General features: G+C 65.0%; 13 protein-coding genes. All 13 read right to left on the minus strand.

Going from position 1 to position 14,433, the window contains the following annotated elements; translation table 11 throughout:
- Positions 1-21: 21 nt before the first annotated feature.
- Positions 22-984: a galactofuranose ABC transporter, permease protein YjfF gene (yjfF, locus tag ACFSCT_RS08685; protein WP_379141934.1), complete on the minus strand. Its 963-nt coding sequence runs from the start codon at positions 982-984 to the stop codon at positions 22-24.
- Positions 981-1,976 carry an ABC transporter permease gene (locus tag ACFSCT_RS08690; RefSeq protein ID WP_379141935.1) on the minus strand — a complete coding sequence of 332 codons (996 nt, stop codon included), beginning with the start codon at positions 1,974-1,976 and terminating at the stop codon, positions 981-983. The genes yjfF and ACFSCT_RS08690 overlap by 4 nt, the downstream gene beginning before the upstream one ends.
- Positions 1,976-3,496 carry a sugar ABC transporter ATP-binding protein gene (locus ACFSCT_RS08695; RefSeq protein ID WP_379141937.1) on the minus strand — a complete coding sequence of 507 codons (1,521 nt, stop codon included), beginning with the start codon at positions 3,494-3,496 and terminating at the stop codon, positions 1,976-1,978. The genes ACFSCT_RS08690 and ACFSCT_RS08695 overlap by 1 nt, the downstream gene beginning before the upstream one ends.
- A gap of 68 nt (positions 3,497-3,564) precedes the next feature.
- Entirely contained in the window at positions 3,565-4,521 is a 957-nt protein-coding gene (gene ytfQ / locus ACFSCT_RS08700; protein ID WP_379141939.1) for a galactofuranose ABC transporter, galactofuranose-binding protein YtfQ, read from the minus strand.
- A gap of 56 nt (positions 4,522-4,577) precedes the next feature.
- Positions 4,578-5,528 (minus strand): aldose epimerase family protein, encoded by a 951-nt coding sequence (locus ACFSCT_RS08705; RefSeq protein ID WP_379141941.1) that lies wholly within the window; start codon positions 5,526-5,528, stop codon positions 4,578-4,580.
- Between the two features lie 47 nt (positions 5,529-5,575).
- Positions 5,576-6,415, minus strand: a complete 840-nt coding sequence (locus ACFSCT_RS08710; protein WP_379142237.1) for an SMP-30/gluconolactonase/LRE family protein — start codon at positions 6,413-6,415, stop codon at positions 5,576-5,578.
- Positions 6,412-7,017 carry a 2-dehydro-3-deoxy-6-phosphogalactonate aldolase gene (locus tag ACFSCT_RS08715; protein WP_379141943.1) on the minus strand — a complete coding sequence of 202 codons (606 nt, stop codon included), beginning with the start codon at positions 7,015-7,017 and terminating at the stop codon, positions 6,412-6,414. Before ACFSCT_RS08715 ends, ACFSCT_RS08710 begins: the two co-directional genes overlap by 4 nt.
- A complete protein-coding gene (locus ACFSCT_RS08720) occupies positions 7,014-7,937 on the minus strand; it encodes a 2-dehydro-3-deoxygalactonokinase (RefSeq protein ID WP_379141945.1) in 924 nt (307 codons plus the stop codon). The genes ACFSCT_RS08715 and ACFSCT_RS08720 overlap by 4 nt, the downstream gene beginning before the upstream one ends.
- On the minus strand, positions 7,931-8,875 hold the full coding sequence (locus tag ACFSCT_RS08725; protein WP_379141948.1) for a Gfo/Idh/MocA family protein: 945 nt from the start codon (positions 8,873-8,875) through the stop codon (positions 7,931-7,933). The genes ACFSCT_RS08720 and ACFSCT_RS08725 overlap by 7 nt, the downstream gene beginning before the upstream one ends.
- Positions 8,862-10,604 (minus strand): L-arabinonate dehydratase, encoded by a 1,743-nt coding sequence (gene araD / locus ACFSCT_RS08730; RefSeq protein ID WP_379141949.1) that lies wholly within the window; start codon positions 10,602-10,604, stop codon positions 8,862-8,864. The genes ACFSCT_RS08725 and araD overlap by 14 nt, the downstream gene beginning before the upstream one ends.
- Before the next feature lie 18 nt (positions 10,605-10,622).
- The gene (araD1, locus tag ACFSCT_RS08735) at positions 10,623-11,624 is read right to left on the minus strand and encodes an AraD1 family protein (RefSeq protein ID WP_379141952.1); all 1,002 of its coding nucleotides are present in this window, start codon (positions 11,622-11,624) and stop codon (positions 10,623-10,625) included.
- Between the two features lie 7 nt (positions 11,625-11,631).
- Positions 11,632-12,816 carry a multiple monosaccharide ABC transporter permease gene (gene mmsB, locus ACFSCT_RS08740; RefSeq protein WP_379141954.1) on the minus strand — a complete coding sequence of 395 codons (1,185 nt, stop codon included), beginning with the start codon at positions 12,814-12,816 and terminating at the stop codon, positions 11,632-11,634.
- Complete coding sequence (gene mmsA, locus ACFSCT_RS08745) at positions 12,809-14,383, minus strand: multiple monosaccharide ABC transporter ATP-binding protein (RefSeq protein WP_379141956.1); 1,575 nt, start codon at positions 14,381-14,383, stop codon at positions 12,809-12,811. The genes mmsB and mmsA overlap by 8 nt, the downstream gene beginning before the upstream one ends.
- Positions 14,384-14,433: the final 50 nt, after the last annotated feature.

Raw genomic sequence — 14,433 nt, forward strand, 5'->3', positions numbered from 1 at the left:
GGCGGGGTGCGCGGGCGGCGGTCAGGCGTTGCGGCTGGTCAGCCGCAAAAGCCCCTTTTGCAGCCCGATGAACAGGAACAGAAGCGCCCCGATCACGATCTTTGTCCACCAACTGGACAAGGTGCCGTCAAAGACGATGTAGGTCTGGATCAGCCCCATGATCAGCACTCCGACCAGCGTGCCCAGCACATAACCGCTGCCCCCGGTCAGCAGCGTGCCGCCGATGACCACGGCGGCGATGGCGTCAAGCTCGGTCCCGACGGTGGCCAGCGAATAGCCGGCCGAGGTGTATATGGCGAAAACGATCCCCGCCAGCCCGGCGCAAAACCCCGAGATGCCATAGACGATGATCGTGGTCGAGGCGATCGGCACGCCCAGCAACGCGGCGGTTCGCGCGTCGCCGCCGATCGCCATGATCCGCGTGCCCAGCGGCGTCCGGTGCACCAGCAACGCGCCCGCGACGAAGGTCGCCAGCATGATGCCCGCGATCAGCGTGAACCGGCCCTTGCCGGGCATCAGCCAATAGACGCTTTGCAGCCCGCCGATGAACGGATCGTCAATCGGAATCGAATCTATCGACAGCACATAAGCCACGCCGCGGGCCATGAACATGCCCGCAAGCGTGACGATGAAGGGCGGCATCTGAAGCCCGTAAATGATCGCGCCCATGGCGACGCCGAACAGGGTCGTGATCACCAGAAGCATCGCGAAAACCACCAGCGGATGCAGCCCGGTGTCGCGCAGCACCACGGCGATGAACACCCCCGAAAAGGCGATGACCGAGCCGACGGACAGGTCGATCCCCCCCGACATGATCACGATCGTCATGCCGACCGCCGCGATGCCCAGATAGGCATTGTCGGTCAAGAGGTTGCCGATCACCCGCGTCGACAGGATGTTCGGGAACTGCATCCACGCCAGCGCATAGGCCAGCGCGAAGATCAGGCAGGTGGCCAGCAGCGGCAGCGCGCGCAGGTTCCTCATGTCCGTGCCCCCGGTTTGCCGCGCAGGCGCAGCCTTTCGGTCAATCTCAGGCGCGGCGATTGCACCAGCAGGATGACCAGCACGATACAGGCCTTGATGACAAGGTTGTACTCGGGCGGAAACCCCGAGATCAGGATGCCGGTGTTGACGGTCTGGGTGATCATCGCCCCGATCAGCGAGGCGAGGATCGAGAACCGCCCACCCAGAAGCGAGTTGCCGCCGATCACCACCGCAAGGATCGCGTCAAGCTCCAGCCACAGGCCGGCGTTGTTGGCGTCCGCGCCGCGGATGTCGGCGGCGACGATGATCCCCGCGATGGCCGCGCACAGGCCCGAGATGACATAGACCGCGATGATCAGCGCCCTTGTGTTGACCCCGGCGCGAAAGGCGGCGCGCGCATTGATGCCGACCGATTCGATCAGAAAGCCAAGGGCGGTGCGCCGGACCACCAGCATGGTCACGATCGCCATCCCCACCCAGATCAGGATCGGCACCGGAATTGTCGCGACGATGCCCGAGCCCATGAAGGCCAGCCCGGCATGGTTGAAGGTCAGGATCGCGCCCTCGGTGATCAGTTGCGCGATGCCGCGCCCCGCCACCATCAGGATCAGCGTCGCAACGATTGGCTGGATGCGCAGCACCGCGACCAGAAACCCGTTCCAAAGCCCGCAAAGCAGCCCGACCAGCAACGAAAGCCCGATGGCCGAGGGCAACCCATAGCCCGAGGTGATCGTCTTGGCGGCCACCGCGCCGCAAATCGCGATCACCGCGCCCACCGACAGGTCGATCCCGCCGGTCGCGATCACCAGCGTCATGCCGATGGCGAGCAGCGCGACCGGCGCGCCGCGGTTCAGGACGTCGATGGGACTGCCGTAAAGCCGTCCGTTGGCCAGCGAAATATCCAGAAAATTCGGTGAGACGATCGAGATGGCGATGACCAGAATGGCCAAGGTCGCCAGCATCGGCAGAATGCGCATGATCGCGGCCGGCATCACTGCGCGCCTTCGCTGACGGTGGGGGCCGCGGCGATGGACTGCACGATGCGGTCAGGCGCGACATCGGCGCCGGTCAGTTCGGCCACCTGTCTGCGGTCGCGCATGACCACGATCCGGTGCGAATAGCTGGCAAGCTCCTCAAGCTCGGACGAGATGACCAAAAGCGCCATGCCCCGGTCGCAAAGCGCCTCGATCACCCGGATGATTTCGGCATGCGCGCCGACGTCGATGCCGCGGGTCGGCTCGTCCAGGATCAGGAAATCGGGGTTCATCAGCAGCCAGCGGGCCAGAATGACCTTTTGCTGATTGCCGCCGGACAACAGGCCGACCGGCTTTTCGGCGTCCGGCGTGCGGATGTCCAGCCGTTTGACATAATCGGCGGCGATGCGGTTCTGTTCGGCCCTAGCCACCGGCCGCGACCAGCCGCGCCGGGCCTGCATCGCCAAGAGGATGTTTTCCCGCACGCTCAACTCGGCCACGATGCCATCGGTCTTGCGGTCCTCGGGGCAAAAACCGATGCCGGCGCGGATGGCGTCGCGCGGCGTGTCCAGCCGTGCGGGGGCGCCGTTGATCCGGGCCGCGCCGCTGTCATGTCCCGAGATGCCGAAAATCGCCTCGGCTGTCTCGGTCCGGCCCGATCCAAGCAGACCGGCCAGACCCACGACCTCACCCTTGTGGACGGTCAGATCGAAGGGCTCGACCCGGCCCTTTTTGCCGAAGTTTTCGAATGCGACGGCGGGTTCGCCGCCGATCGTGCCGACGGTTTCACGCCGCGCCTGCGCCTCGACCTGGGCCAGATCATGGCCCAGCATCAGCCGCACCAGCGTCAGCCGGTCGATGTCGCGGGCCAGCCCGCCGCCCACGTTCCTGCCATTGCGCAGAACGGTGATGCGGTCGCTGATCGCATAGACCTGATCCAGAAAATGCGAGATGAAAACCACCGCCAGCCCGCGATCCTTCAACGCCCTGACGATGCGAAACAGGCCCTCGACCTCGCGCGCGTCCAGACTGGCGGTCGGCTCGTCAAGGATCAGCACCTTGCCGGAAAGCGCGACGGCGCGGGCGATGGCGACGATCTGCTGAATGGCGACGGAATAGGCGGCAAGCGGACGGCCGACATCGATGCCGAGATCGTAATCGGCCAGCATCTCCCGGGCCATCCGGTTCATGGCGCGGGTGTCGATCATGCCCAGACGGCGCGGCTGGCGGCCGAGCGTCAGGTTTTCTGCCACGGTCAGGTTCGGCAGCAGGTTCACCTCTTGATAGACCGTTCCGATCCCCAGCGCCTGCGCATCCGCGGTCGAACGGGGGTCGATCGGCTGGCCTGCCATGGTCACGCTGCCGCCGTCACGCTGATAGACCCCGGTCAGGCATTTGATCAGGGTCGACTTTCCGGCGCCATTTTCGCCCAGAAGGGCATGCACCTCGCCGGCGATCAGGTCCAGATCGACGCCGTCGAGCGCGATGGTGCCCGGAAATATCTTGGTGACGCCCTTGGCCGAAAGCAGCACATGCATCCAGATTCCCCTTCCTCGAAAATGGCGGGAAAGGCCGGAGGGCGGCGATGCCCTCCGGCCGTCCGGCCTTAGTAGCCGAGGTCTTTCTTGGTCTCATAGACCGCCTGCGGATCATCCGCCTGTGTGAACAGCTTGGATTCGGTCTGGATGAACTTCGGCGGCTCGGTCTTGTCCTTCCAATACGCAGCCAGCGCATCGAATGCGGGGCCGGCCATATTCGGGGTCAGCTCGACCGTCGCGTTCGCCTCGCCCGCCGCCATGGCCGTGAAGATGTCGGGAACGCCGTCGATCGAGACCACCTTGATGTCGGTCCCCGGCTTCAGCCCGGCTTCCTTGATCGCCTGAATGGCACCCACCGCCATGTCGTCGTTATGGGCGTAAAGCGCGCAGATATTCTTGCCGCCATCCTCGGCCTTAAGGAAACTCTCCATGACTTCCTTGCCCTTGGTGCGGGTGAAATCGCCGGTCTGGCTGCGGATGATCTTGATATTGTCGTGACCCGCGATGGCGTCCTCGAAGCCTTTCTTGCGGTCGATGGCGGGCGATGAGCCCGTGGTGCCCTGAAGCTCGACGACATTGCAGGGCTTGTCACCGACATCCTTCACCAGCCATTCGCCGGCGACATTCCCCTCATGCACCAGATCCGATCCGACGGCGGTCAGGTAAAGGCTTTTGTCGCTGTCGACCATGCGGTCCAGAAGGACGACCGGGATCTCGGCTTCCTGCGCCTCTTTCAGAACCTCGTCCCAGCCGGTGGCGACGACCGGGGCCAGCAGGATCGCGTCGACGCCTTGGGCGATGAAGCCTTTGACCGCCTTGATCTGGTTTTCCTGCTTTTGTTGCGCGTCGGCGAATTTAAGGTCGATGCCGCGCTTTTCCGCCTCTTGCTTGGTGACGGTGGTTTCCGCCGCGCGCCAGCCGGATTCCGAGCCGATCTGCGCGAAACCGACGGTTTCAGCCAGCGTGGGCTGGGCAAGAAGTGCCGTGGTGGTGGCAAGAGCAGCCGTCAATGTAAAGGTTTTCATAACTTCCTCCAAAGTTACTGGTCGAGATAATGCCCCGAATTCGGGGCTATTCGGGTTCAGCCCTCCTCTGCGCCGAACCGAAATCTGGTGATTTGTTCATACGTCTGACCCGGGCGCAGGATCGGGTCGGGAAAGCCCTTATGGTTCGGGGCATCGGGCCATATCTGCGGCTCGAGCGCTAGACCGGCGAAACGGCCAAAGGGTTTGCCGTCGTTACCGGGGACGCCGGGCCGCAGATGATCGCCGGCATAGACCTGAAGCCCGGGTTCGGTGGTCTGAACCGTCATCGAAGGTCCCCCGGGCACCGACAGCCACGCCACGTCGCGAAGGGCCAGGCGCTGGTCCGACAGGCACAGGTTAGAGTCGATCAGCCCGTCATCCAGCCGGTCGCCCAGCCGGACCGGCCGGCGCCAGTCGGTCGGCCCCTGCACGGGTTCGACCCGTCCGGTCGGGATCAGATCGTCATCGACCGGGGTCCAGCGATCGGCGATGCATTGAAAGAGATGCCCGGCAATATCGTCCCCGCCAAGGTTCCAATAGCCGTGGGTGGCGAAATTGCATAGCGTTTCGGCATCCGACGTGGCGGTTATCCGTACCTCGAGCAGCGGGCCGGGCAGAATGCGATAGGTGGTGCCGACCTCCAGATTGCCGGGAAAGCCCATATGCCCGTCAGGCAGGCGGTCGGTCAGGGTCACGTGCTCGGCGCCGCTGTCGCCGATGGTCCAGTTGCGTTGCCCGGTGCCGTCGCGCCCGCCGTGAAGCAGGTGGCGGTCACGGAAATTCGCATCAAGCCGGTAGGGCCTGCCGCCGATCACGGCCTTTGCATCGCCGATACGGTTGGCGTAGCGTCCGACGACCGCGCCCATATAGGCGCCTTCGGTCAGATAGGGGTCAAGCTGTGGAAATCCCAGCACCAGCGATTGCGCGTGGCCGTCCAGCCGCAGATCCTGAATGGTCGCGCCATAGCTGAGGATATTGGCCGTCAGCCCATACCCCGCGATCGTCACGCTCTGAACCGTCCCGCCGTCCGGAAGTTGCCCGAATGGTTCCATCGTCACAGGATCACCCGGGGTTCGGGGCGGCCGCGCGCGCCCGGATGTTCGATGACGAAGGTCTGCCCGTCGGACGGGCCGGGATCGGCGATATTCTCGGTCGCCGTTGTCATCATCAGCCGATCCAGCGCCGCGCCGATGAAGGCCGGACAGGAGCTATGCAAGCCGGGCACGTCATGGGCGGTTACGAACTGCCCCGCCGGGTCATAGCAGGCGACCCGCGCTGCCCCCCATTGCGCGTTCCAGAACCGGCCCTGATCGTCGATCACCGCGCCATCCGGGTTCAACCCTTCGCGACGCAGGTCTAGAAACGGCTGTGGTGGCGCCTCGGGCCAGCCGTCCGGGTCAAGCGCCAGCGTCCAGACCTGCTGTTCCTGCGTATCGGCGTACCAGCCCTTGCGCCCATCGGCCGAGAAACAGATCGCGTTGGGAATGGTGATATCCGCAACGATCCGGCGCAACTGGCCCCGGTAATAACGCCAGATGCCGCCCGCGCGCCGGGCCGCGGTTTTGGACATGGTCCCGATCCAGAACCCGCCCATCGGGTCGGCGCGGCCGTCATTGCTGCGGGTCTCGGGGTTTTCGGCCTCGAGCGCCGTGACGATCCGGCTTTGCCCGTCGCGCAGATCGAATTGCAAAAGCCCGGTTTCCGAGGCGATGAGCAGATGATCCCGGTCAAGCCAGCCGCAGGCCGAAACCATCTGGTCGAACCGCCACTCGGCGCCCGGGGTCAGCAGCCGCCGCCCCAATATGTCGAACCAGAATGCCTGTTGGCGTTCCGGGTGCCAGAATGCGCCCTCACCCAGCGCGCAAACGCGGGTATCGAAGACCACGGCGGTCATGCGATCGCGTTCCATGCCGCGACCATCTCGCGCGCGCGGGCGCCCACGGTTTCGGCACTGTCGCCCGGTTTGTAAAGCGCGCTGCCAAGCCCGAATCCGGCCGCGCCGGCCTTGCGCCATTCGGCGAAATCTGCGGCGCCGACGCCGCCCACCGCATAGACCGGCATGTTGGGGGGAAGCACGCTGCGCAGCGACCCGATGAAACCCATGCCGACATCGGCGGCGGGGAACAGCTTCAGCCCGTCGGCCCCGGCCGCGATGGCCACAAAAGCCTCGGTCGGGGTCATGATGCCGGGATATGAGGTCATGCCGATTTCCTTGGTCTTGCGGATCACCCCCGCATCGGCATTGGGCGAGACGATCATCGTCCCGCCCGAGTCCCGGATCTGGACGACCTCGTCGATGGTCAGGACCGTGCCCGCGCCGATCATCGCGTCATCGCCGAATTCGCGGGCGAGGATGCCGATGCTGTTCAGCGGATCGGGAGAGTTCAGCGGGACTTCGATCCGGCCGAATCCCGCCTTGATCAGCGCCGCGCCGATGTCCCGGACTTCGGTCGGTTTCACGCCGCGCAGGATCGCGATCAGGGGAAGGTGGGTCATCGCATTGCATCCTTTCCGGTTGCGTCCGTGGATAGCGCCCGACGCGCCGCACGAAGGCCGTCCAGCACCAGTTCCGCCCCGTCCATCTGGGTCGCGGCGGCGCGGTGGGTGGCCAGCGCCTGGGCGTAAAGCGCCGAAATGCCGGGGGCGCCGATCAGCGTGACCCGGCGGTCGTGCCAGAAATCGCGCGCCGCCGCGACTTCGGCCCCGATCAGCAGGCCGGACAGACGACCGGCGGTAACTTCGGGCGTGGCGCCGTTCAAGAGCGACGCGGCGCGCAGCGGAAACAGATGCTCGACCATCGCGCCCGGATGGGCCGCCGCCGTGGCGAAGGCGGCGGCGTCGGGTTCGGCCTCGCCGATCGACAGCCGCAGCACCGATTGGCGCGACAAAAGCGCGTAAAGCTCTCCGGTCATGAAGGTCCGGAACGAGGTCACCTTACCGCCCGCAAGCCGCACCCATTTGGAATGCGTGCCCGGCAGGCAAAGCGTGCCGTCGTGATCCGGGTGGCGGGCCAGAAATCCGGCGATCTGGGTTTCTTCGCCCCGCATGACATCGGGCGGCTCGGCCTGCGACAGGCCGGGCAGGATCAGGACCGACAGGCGCGGGTCGCGGACCGCCGGGCGGGCGGCCGCCGCCGGGTCAAGGGGTGTGCAGGGAATGGCGCGATAATCGGCCTCGGCCCAGCCGGTGCGGGCACCGACCATGCCGCAGGCTATGACCGGAATTTGCCCCGTCGCCGGCAGCCACCCCTCGGTCAGCGCCAGCAGGGCCGGTTCAAAGCCGTCGCGGCCTAGCCCGCCCATACCCTGATCCGAGGCGCGGGCCTCGAGCACATGATCCCCCGCCATCGCCCAGACCCGCAGCCGGCTGGTGCCCCAGTCAACGGCAAGCCATTCGGGGCGGGGCGCGTCTACCAATTGAACGCCTCGGTCTGGATACGGCGGCCAAGCATCATCGCGTCGGCCACATGGCGGAAGGGGTCCAGATCGACCTCGCTTTCGCGTTTGGCGATCAACTCGGCAAAGCGGGCGTAGATACGGTCATATTCACCGGCGAGCGCGCTTTCGCTGGCAATCGTCTGGCCGCCGGCGGTGATCTTTGCGCCACCGTTCGACATCTCCAGCACCCCGTCGTCGGTCTCGATCCGCATGTCCCATGTCTGTACGCCGGTTTCGCGGAAATCGAAGTCCAGATCGACCGGCGCGCCGTCCTCGGTCAGCATGGTCAGACGGGCGGCGATCGGCGTGTCGCGGTTGGCCGGGAATTCCAGTTCGGCCGAGGTGGTGTAAAGCGCCACGGGCAGGATGTAGGTCAGGATGGAATAGGCGTTTATGCCGGGATCAAAGACGCCGGTGCCGCCGGGGGCAAAGATCCAGTCCTGCCCGGGATGCCAGCGCCGCACATCCTCGCGCCAGGTCACGGTGATGCGGGCCACACGGCGCGTGGAAAGCCATTCGCGCGCGCCCGGAATGCCGGGGGCGAATTGCGAATGCCACGCGGCAAACAGGACCCGGCCTTCGTCGCGGGCGATGCGGGTCAGCGCCTCGACCTCGCTGACGGTGGTGCCGGGCGGTTTTTCCAAAAGCACGTCGCAGCCCGCCAGCAGCGCCTCGCGCGCGACGGCGAACCGGACCTGAGGCGGCGTGCAGAGCGAAAGCGCGCGGGTCTCGGGCTGGGCCTTCAGCAACTCGGCCACGCTGGCATAGACCGGCAGTCCCGGCGCCCGGGACACCGGGTCGACGGTCGCCGCCAGCCGGAACACGGGGTTGTCGCTGATCGCGGGCAGATGCTGTTCGCGCGCGATCTTGCCAAAGCCGGCGATGGCGATCGGTATCTGCGTGTCAGTGGCTGTCACGTCCCACCTCCGATCCCCGGCATCCCTTGAGGAAATCGAAATCCGCGCCGGTATCTGCGCCCTGCACATGGTCATAGAAAAGCTGCGCATAACCGCCGTCCGGACGCGGGACGGGCGGCGTCCAGTCCCTGAGACGGTCGGCGATTTCGGCGTCGGTCAGGTCCAGATGCACCCGTCGCGCGTCGACGTCGATCTCGATCATGTCGCCGGTGCGCACGATGGCAAGCGGGCCGCCCCGCGCCGCCTCGGGGCTGGTGTGCAGAAGGACGGTGCCGTAGGCGGTGCCGGACATGCGGGCATCGGATATGCGCACCATGTCGGTCACGCCTTTTATCAGCACTTTCGGCGGAAGCCCCATGTTGCCGACCTCGGGCATGCCGGGATAGCCGCGCGGACCGCAGTTCTTCATCACCATGATGCAGTTTTCGTCGATCTCGAGCGCATCGTCGTTGATCCGGGCCTTGTAGTCGTCGATATCCTCGAACACCACCGCACGGCCGCGATGCTTCATCAGATGCGGGCTCGCGGCCGAGGGTTTCAGCACCGCGCCGTCGGGGGCGAGATTGCCGCGCAGGACCACGATGCCGCCATGCTGGGTCAGCGCCTTTTCAACCGGGAGGATGACATCCTCGTTCCAGTTGCGGGCGTCCTTGACCTGTTCCCAGGCGGTCTGGCCGCTGACCGTCAGCGCGTCCTTGTTAAGCATCCCGGCTTCGCCCAGACGCTTCAGCACCACCGGCAAGCCGCCGGCATAGAAGAATTCCTCCATCAGGTATTTGCCGGACGGCATCAGGTTGACGATGGTCGGCACGTCCCGGCCCAGCCGGTCCCAGTCGTCCAGCGACAGCTCGATGCCGACCCGGCCGGCGATGGCCATCAGATGGATGACCGCGTTGGTCGAGCCGCCGATCGCGCCATTGCAGCGGATCGCATTCTCGAAGGCTTCGCGGGTCATCACGTCGCTGGGCTTCAGATCGTCCTTGACCATCTGCACGATGCGCCGCCCGGTCATCTGCGCCATGACGCGGCGGCGGCTGTCCACCGCCGGGATCGCCGCATTGCCCGAAAGCGCCATGCCCAACGCCTCGGCCATGCTGGCCATGGTGCTGGCGGTGCCCATCGTGTTGCAGGTCCCGGTCGACCGGCTCATCGAAGCCTCGGCCTCAAGGAATTCCTCCTGCGTCATTTCGCCGGCCTTCACCGCCTCGCTGAATTTCCACAGATGGGTGCCCGAGCCGACACGCTCGCCCTGAAACCAGCCGTTCAGCATCGGGCCGCCGGTGACCACGATCGACGGAATGTCGGTCGATGCCGCCCCCATCAGCAGGCTGGGCGTGGTCTTGTCGCAGCCGACCATCAGCACGGCGCCGTCGATGGGCTGGCCGCGCATTGCCTCTTCGACCGCCATGGCGGCAAGGTTGCGATACATCATCGCGGTCGGGCGATAGGTGTTCTCGCTGGCCGAGAACACCGGCACCTCGACCGGGAAGCCGCCGGCCTCCCACACACCGGCCTTCACCTTTTCGGCCAATTCGCGCAGGTGGCCGTTGCAGGGCGTCAGATCGGCCCAGGTATTCATGATGCCGATGATCGGGCGGCCGTCGAACAGGTCATGCGGATAGCCCTGATTCTTCAGCCAGCCGCGATGATAGATCGTGTCGCGGGAATTGCCGCCATACCAATGCTGGGAACGCAGCTTGCGGGGCCATTTGGCCGGTTTGAAGGTCATTTTCGGTTCCTTCCGGTCTTAAAGCGCCTGAACGGCGACAAACTTGGCTGTGGCGGGATCGGTGAGGGTCAGCCGGTTCGACAACGGCAAACCGAATTCCGGCGCCTCGATCTCGAACACATCGCCGTCGCGGGTCTTGAAGCCGGCGGCAAAGGACAGGGTGGCGGTGCCGAACATATGGACATGCACATCGCCCGGGCGGCGGAACTGATCATATTTGAAATGGTGATGCTCAAGATTAGCGATTGTGTGGGACATGTTCGATTCCCCCGACAAAAACGGCTGTTCGAACACGGTCTGGCCGCCGCGCCGGATCCGCGAGATGCCCCGCAGGTCGGCGGGAAGGGGACCGACCAGAATCTCGGGGCCAAAGCTGGTCTGGCGCAGCTTGGAATGGGCGAGATAGAGGTAGTTCACCTTTTCCATCGCATGATCGGAAAATTCATTGGCCAGTGCGAAGCCCAGCCGGAACGGCGCGCCGTCCGGTCCGATAACGTAAAGCCCGGCGATCTCGGGTTCTTCGCCACCGTCGGACGCAAAAGGCGGCGCGTCAAGGGCCGCACCCGGCGGCACCACGCAAGAGCCGTCGCCCTTGAAAAACCACTCGGGCTGGACCCCCACCCGCCCCGCACCGGGCTTGCCGCCATCGACACCCATGCGGAACATGCGCATGGAATCGGTCAGCGTCTCGATCTGATCAAGCGCGGCGGCCTTGTGCATGGTATCGCGGGTGGCGGCGGAACCCAGATGGGTCAGGCCGGTGCCGGTGATCAGCATATGGGCCGGGTCCGGGTGGGTCAGGGGCGGCAGAACCCGCCCCTCGGCCAGCGCCGCACCCAGATCGACCGCCGGGCCGGGGCGCAGCGTTTGCAGGCGCTGCGCCAGCGTCTGACCGGCGGCTATGCAGGACAGGGCCAGTTCGAGCGTCGAGGAAACGCCCTCGATCTCATGCGCTTCGGTCCCCTGCCGGACCACCGCGGCATGACGCCCGTCCGATGTGATGGTCTGGGACAGCAGCATGGCGCGATCAGCCCCGGTTCTTGTTCGAGACGTCGAAGATCACGGCGGCCAGCAGCACCAGCCCCTTGATGATCTGCTGATAGTCGATACCGATGCCAAGGATCGACATGCCGTTGTTCATCACCCCCATGATGAAGGCGCCGACCACCGCGCCGATCACCGTGCCGACACCCCCCGCCATCGAGGCGCCACCGATGAAAACGGCCGCGATCACGTCAAGCTCGAACGCCTGCCCGGCCTTTGGCGTGGCCGAGTTCAGGCGCGCAGCGACCACGATCCCGGCAAGCGCCGCCAGCATGCCCATGTTGACGAAGGTCAGAAACACGATGCGCTCGGATTTGATGCCCGACAGGGTTGCGGCCTTGGCGTTGCCGCCGATCGCATAGATGCGCCGGCCCAGCGTGGTGCGCTCGGCGATAAAGGAATAAAGCGCGACCAGTATCGCCATGACGATGAACACGTTCGGCAGGCCGCGGAAATTGGCCATCAGCCAGCTCATCCACACCAGCGCCAGAAAGATCAGGACCGTCTTGCCGATGAAGAACGGATAGGGTTCCTCGGCGATGCCTGCGGCCTCGGCCCGGCGGCGGCCGCGGAACGCCATGATCAGCAGGACCAAGGCCACGGCCCAGCCCAGCAATAGCGAGAACAGGTTGGGCTTTCCCATGCCGAACAGGTCGGGAATAAAGCCCGATGCGATGGCCTGGAAGCTGGACGGGAAGGGGCCGACCGACTGGCCCGCCAGAAGCCACAGCGTCAACCCGCGAAACACCAGCATCCCGGCAAGCGTCACGATGAAGGACGGAATCTTCCAATAGGCGATCCAATACCCCTGCATGGCCCCGATCACCCCGCCCGCCATGATGCAAAGCACCGCCGCCAGCAGGTAATTCATGTCCCATTTGACGATCATGATGGCGACAAGCCCGCCGATGAACCCCGCGACCGACCCGACCGAAAGGTCGATATGCCCGGCCACGATGACCAGCAGCATGCCGACCGCCATGATGACGATATAGCTGTTCTGAAGCGCAAGGTTCGTCAGGTTGACCGGCCGGAACAGGATGCCGCCGGTCACGATCTGAAAGAAGATCATGATGATGACCAGCGCGAACAGAATTCCGTATTCGCGCATGTTGCGGCGGATGAAGCCGAAGGTGCTGTGCTGGCCGTGCAGGGTTGGGTCAGACATCGGCATTTTCCTCCATCAGATCTTCGGGGCGTATGTCGGGATCGGTCACGTTGTGGCCGGTCTTGATGATGATCGACATGATCTTTTCCTGCGAGGCTTCCGACGTCGGCATTTCGCCCACCAGATGGCCTTCGTTCATGATGCAGATGCGGTCGGTGACGCCCAGAAGCTCGGGCATCTCGGACGAGATCACGATGATCGCTTTTCCCGCGGCGGCGAGGTCGCGGATGATGGTGTAGATTTCATATTTCGCCCCGACGTCGATGCCGCGGGTCGGTTCGTCGAGGATCAGGATTTCCGGGCCGGCGAACAGCCATTTCGACAGCACGACCTTTTGCTGGTTGCCACCGGACAGGTTCACGGTGCGCGCCTCGATCGAGGGGGCCTTGATGTTGATGCGCTTGCGGTAATCCTCGGCGACCGTTTGTTCGACCCGGCGGTTGACGACGCCGCGATCGGCGATCCCCGGCAGGTTGGCCAGCGGGATGTTGCGGCGGATGTTGTCGTCCAGCACCAGCCCCAGCGATTTGCGATCCTCGGTCACATAGGCCAGACCGGCGGCGATGGCGCGCGGAATGGTCGAGACATCGGCGGAACGGCCGTCGATCGTCACGCTGCCCGACAACCGCTTGCCGAAGCTGCCGCCGAAAATGCTCATCGCGAGCTCGGTCCGCCCCGCGCCCATCAACCCGGCAAAGCCCAGGACCTCGCCGCGATGCAGGGTGAAGCTGACGTTCTCGACGGCGTTGCGGTCGAAGCGGTTGGGGTCGCTGACCGTCCAGTCGCGGACCTCCATGATGACCTCGCCGATCTTCGGGTCGCGTTCGGGATAGCGGTTCTCCATCGAACGGCCGACCATCTCGCGGACGATCTGATCCTCGGGGATCATGCCCTCGTGGCTGGCGACGGTCGAGCCGTCGCGCAGCACCGTCACGCTGTCGGCGATCTTCGACAGCTCGTTCAGCTTGTGCGAGATCATGATCGCGGTGATGCCCTGACCGCGCAATTCGTCAAGCAGCGTCAGCAGCGCGTCGCTGTCCTTTTCATTCAGCGAGCTGGTCGGCTCGTCCAGAATAAGCAAGCTGACCTTTTTCGACAGCGCCTTGGCGATCTCGATCAACTGCTGCTTGCCCATGCCAAGGTCGCCGACCTTGGTTTCGGGGCTTTCGCGCAGGCCGACCTTGGCCAGAAGCTCGGCCGTGCGGTGGTTGGTCTCGTGGCGGTCGATGACGCCGCGGCGGGCAATCTCGTTGCCCAGAAAGATGTTCTCGGCGATCGACATCTGCGGCACCAGCGCGAGTTCCTGATGGATGATGACGATGCCCTTGGCTTCGCTGTCATGGATGCCGTTGAAGGCCACCGGCGCGCCGTTGAACAGGATCTCGCCCTCATAGCTGCCATGCGGATAGACGCCCGAGAGGACCTTCATCAGGGTCGATTTGCCGGCGCCGTTTTCGCCGACCAGCGCCCGTATCTCGCCGCGACGGACGTTGAGATTGACGTTATCCAGCGCCTTGACCCCGGGAAAGGTCTTGGTGATGCCACGCATTTCCAGAATGCTGTCCATCGCGGTCCCCTTGCCTGCCTAAGACCTTGCGGCGGCGGGCCGGCACCTGC

It is taken from the genome of Paracoccus pacificus (assembly GCF_042680785.1).
GTDB classification, from domain to species: Bacteria; Pseudomonadota; Alphaproteobacteria; order Rhodobacterales; family Rhodobacteraceae; genus Paracoccus; species Paracoccus pacificus.

Excerpts from the sequence above, each read along its gene's own strand:
- ACFSCT_RS08715 (WP_379141943.1), bottom strand. The coding sequence starts at position 7,017 with ATGACCCACCTTCCCCTGATCGCGATCCTGCGCGGCGTGAAACCGACC.
- mmsA (WP_379141956.1), bottom strand. The coding sequence starts at position 14,383 with ATGGACAGCATTCTGGAAATGCGTGGCATCACCAAGACCTTTCCCGGG.
- mmsB (WP_379141954.1), bottom strand. The coding sequence starts at position 12,816 with ATGTCTGACCCAACCCTGCACGGCCAGCACAGCACCTTCGGCTTCATC.
- araD1 (WP_379141952.1), bottom strand. The coding sequence starts at position 11,624 with ATGCTGCTGTCCCAGACCATCACATCGGACGGGCGTCATGCCGCGGTG.
- ytfQ (WP_379141939.1), bottom strand. The coding sequence starts at position 4,521 with ATGAAAACCTTTACATTGACGGCTGCTCTTGCCACCACCACGGCACTT.
- ACFSCT_RS08690 (WP_379141935.1), bottom strand. The coding sequence starts at position 1,976 with ATGCCGGCCGCGATCATGCGCATTCTGCCGATGCTGGCGACCTTGGCC.
- ACFSCT_RS08695 (WP_379141937.1), bottom strand. The coding sequence starts at position 3,496 with ATGCATGTGCTGCTTTCGGCCAAGGGCGTCACCAAGATATTTCCGGGC.
- ACFSCT_RS08710 (WP_379142237.1), bottom strand. The coding sequence starts at position 6,415 with ATGACCGCCGTGGTCTTCGATACCCGCGTTTGCGCGCTGGGTGAGGGC.
- yjfF (WP_379141934.1), bottom strand. The coding sequence starts at position 984 with ATGAGGAACCTGCGCGCGCTGCCGCTGCTGGCCACCTGCCTGATCTTC.
- araD (WP_379141949.1), bottom strand. The coding sequence starts at position 10,604 with ATGACCTTCAAACCGGCCAAATGGCCCCGCAAGCTGCGTTCCCAGCAT.